The organism is Burkholderia sp. WTPI3 (genome assembly GCF_021483755.1).
Taxonomy (GTDB): Bacteria; Pseudomonadota; Gammaproteobacteria; order Burkholderiales; family Burkholderiaceae; genus Burkholderia.
The window spans coordinates 1-3,445 of the sequence record NZ_JAGIXF010000191.1; the positions used below are offsets into that span (position 1 = coordinate 1).

Consider the following 3,445-nt stretch of genomic DNA (forward strand, 5'->3'; position numbering starts at 1 on the left):
TTCGAACGAAGCGTTGTTCGAGTCTTTGTCATTGGCGATTGAGCCAGTCAGAGTGATACGTCTTACGTATCGGCTGTCGTTCTTTAACAATCTGGAAGAAGTAAGTAATTTGGATAGCGGAAGCGTCTTGAGATGGACGTGGAAGTTATCCGGGTTGTGATTGTATCGATGTATCTCAAGATGATTCGAACTCTATGTTTGACTCAATTGGAATACGGCACAACGCGAGAACTCAACCTGTAACGACTGTCGATGAGACAGACTCGTTATAGGGTCAAGCGAACAAGTGCATGTGGTGGATGCCTTGGCGATCACAGGCGATGAAGGACGCGGTAGCCTGCGAAAAGCTACGGGGAGCTGGCAAACGAGCTTTGATCCGTAGATGTCCGAATGGGGAAACCCACTCCTTTTGGAGTATCCATGGCTGAATACATAGGCCATGCGAAGCGAACGCGGTGAACTGAAACATCTAAGTAACCGCAGGAAAAGAAATCAACCGAGATTCCCAAAGTAGTGGCGAGCGAAATGGGATGAGCCTTGCACTCTTTATTTGTATTGTTAGCCGAACGCTCTGGAAAGTGCGGCCATAGCAGGTGATAGCCCTGTAGGCGAAAACAGTATGAAAGAACTAGGTGTGCGACAAGTAGGGCGGGACACGTGAAATCCTGTCTGAAGATGGGGGGACCATCCTCCAAGGCTAAATACTCGTGATCGACCGATAGTGAACCAGTACCGTGAGGGAAAGGCGAAAAGAACCCCGGGAGGGGAGTGAAATAGATCCTGAAACCGCATGCATACAAACAGTCGGAGCCTCGCAAGGGGTGACGGCGTACCTTTTGTATAATGGGTCAGCGACTTACGTTCAGTAGCAAGCTTAACCGTATAGGGCAGGCGTAGCGAAAGCGAGTCCGAATAGGGCGTTCAGTTGCTGGGCGTAGACCCGAAACCAAGTGATCTATCCATGGCCAGGATGAAGGTGCGGTAACACGTACTGGAGGTCCGAACCCACTAACGTTGAAAAGTTAGGGGATGAGCTGTGGATAGGGGTGAAAGGCTAAACAAACTTGGAAATAGCTGGTTCTCTCCGAAAACTATTTAGGTAGTGCCTCGTGTCTCACCTTCGGGGGTAGAGCACTGTCATGGTTGGGGGGTCTATTGCAGATTACCCCGCCATAGCAAACTCCGAATACCGAAGAGTGCAATCACGGGAGACAGACATCGGGTGCTAACGTCCGGTGTCAAGAGGGAAACAACCCAGACCGCCAGCTAAGGTCCCCAAATATAGCTAAGTGGGAAACGAAGTGGGAAGGCTAAAACAGTCAGGAGGTTGGCTTAGAAGCAGCCACCCTTTAAAGAAAGCGTAATAGCTCACTGATCGAGTCGTCCTGCGCGGAAGATGTAACGGGGCTAAGCTATATACCGAAGCTGCGGATGCGAGCTTTGCTCGCATGGTAGGAGAGCGTTCCGTAAGCCTGCGAAGGTGCGTTGAAAAGCGTGCTGGAGGTATCGGAAGTGCGAATGCTGACATGAGTAGCGATAAAGGGGGTGAAAGGCCCCCTCGCCGTAAGCCCAAGGTTTCCTACGCAACGTTCATCGGCGTAGGGTGAGTCGGCCCCTAAGGCGAGGCAGAAATGCGTAGCTGATGGGAAGCAGGTCAATATTCCTGCACCATTGTTAGATGCGATGGGGGGACGGATCGCGGAAGGTTGTCCGGGTGTTGGAAGTCCCGGTCGCTGCATTGGAGAAGGCGCTTAGGCAAATCCGGGCGCAGGATTCAAGGGTGTGGCGCGAGCTCCTTAGGGAGCGAAGCAATTGGAAGTGGTTCCAAGAAAAGCCTCTAAGCTTCAGTCTAACGATGACCGTACCGCAAACCGACACAGGTGGGCGAGATGAGTATTCTAAGGCGCTTGAGAGAACTCGGGAGAAGGAACTCGGCAAATTGGTACCGTAACTTCGGGATAAGGTACGCCCTTGTAGCTTGATGCGCCTGCGCGCAAAGGGTGAAGGGGTTGCAATAAACTGGTGGCTGCGACTGTTTAATAAAAACACAGCACTCTGCAAACACGAAAGTGGACGTATAGGGTGTGACGCCTGCCCGGTGCCGGAAGATTAAATGATGGGGTGCAAGCTCTTGATTGAAGTCCCGGTAAACGGCGGCCGTAACTATAACGGTCCTAAGGTAGCGAAATTCCTTGTCGGGTAAGTTCCGACCTGCACGAATGGCGTAACGATGGCCACACTGTCTCCTCCCGAGACTCAGCGAAGTTGAAGTGTTTGTGATGATGCAATCTACCCGCGGCTAGACGGAAAGACCCCATGAACCTTTACTGTAGCTTTGCATTGGACTTTGAACCGATCTGTGTAGGATAGGTGGGAGGCTATGAAACCGGAACGCTAGTTTCGGTGGAGCCGTCCTTGAAATACCACCCTGGTTTGTTTGAGGTTCTAACCTTGGCCCGTGATCCGGGTCGGGGACAGTGCATGGTAGGCAGTTTGACTGGGGCGGTCTCCTCCCAAAGCGTAACGGAGGAGTACGAAGGTACGCTAGGTACGGTCGGAAATCGTGCTGATAGTGCAATGGCATAAGCGTGCTTAACTGCGAGACCGACAAGTCGAGCAGGTGCGAAAGCAGGTCATAGTGATCCGGTGGTTCTGTATGGAAGGGCCATCGCTCAACGGATAAAAGGTACTCTGGGGATAACAGGCTGATACCGCCCAAGAGTTCATATCGACGGCGGTGTTTGGCACCTCGATGTCGGCTCATCTCATCCTGGGGCTGTAGCCGGTCCCAAGGGTATGGCTGTTCGCCATTTAAAGAGGTACGTGAGCTGGGTTTAAAACGTCGTGAGACAGTTTGGTCCCTATCTGCCGTGGGCGTTGGATATTTGAAGGGGGCTGCTCCTAGTACGAGAGGACCGGAGTGGACGAACCTCTGGTGTACCGGTTGTCACGCCAGTGGCATCGCCGGGTAGCTATGTTCGGAAGAGATAACCGCTGAAAGCATCTAAGCGGGAAACTCGCCTTAAGATGAGATATCCCTGGGGACTAGATCCCCTTGAAGGGTCGTTCGAGACCAGGACGTTGATAGGTCAGGTGTGTAAGCGCAGTAATGCGTTCAGCTAACTGATACTAATTGCCCGTAAGGCTTGATCCTATAACAAGTCTGCCTTGTAGATCGGCGCCGTGCGCAAGCACCGGCTGCGATCCAGCGCGACATGTTGGATTCTCGTGTGTGATACACACAACCTAAATTACTGCTTCTTCCCAGATTGGTTCTGTTGGCCGCGCCAGCAGAACAACCCTCTTTGCCTGATGACCATAGCGAGTCGGTCCCACCCCTTCCCATCCCGAACAGGACCGTGAAACGACTCTACGCCGATGATAGTGCGGATTCCCGTGTGAAAGTAGGTAATCGTCAGGCTCCCTAAGCCAGAAACCCCCGCCC

Annotated in this window: 2 rRNA genes; both read left to right on the forward strand. The window is 52.5% G+C overall.

The features are described from left to right. Positions 1-272: 272 nt before the first annotated feature. Positions 273-3,154: ribosomal RNA gene (locus J7024_RS36625) — 23S ribosomal RNA — on the forward strand. Positions 3,155-3,308: 154 nt separating this feature from the next. Continuing rightward, positions 3,309-3,421: ribosomal RNA gene (rrf, locus tag J7024_RS36630) — 5S ribosomal RNA — on the forward strand. Positions 3,422-3,445 lie beyond the last annotated feature (24 nt).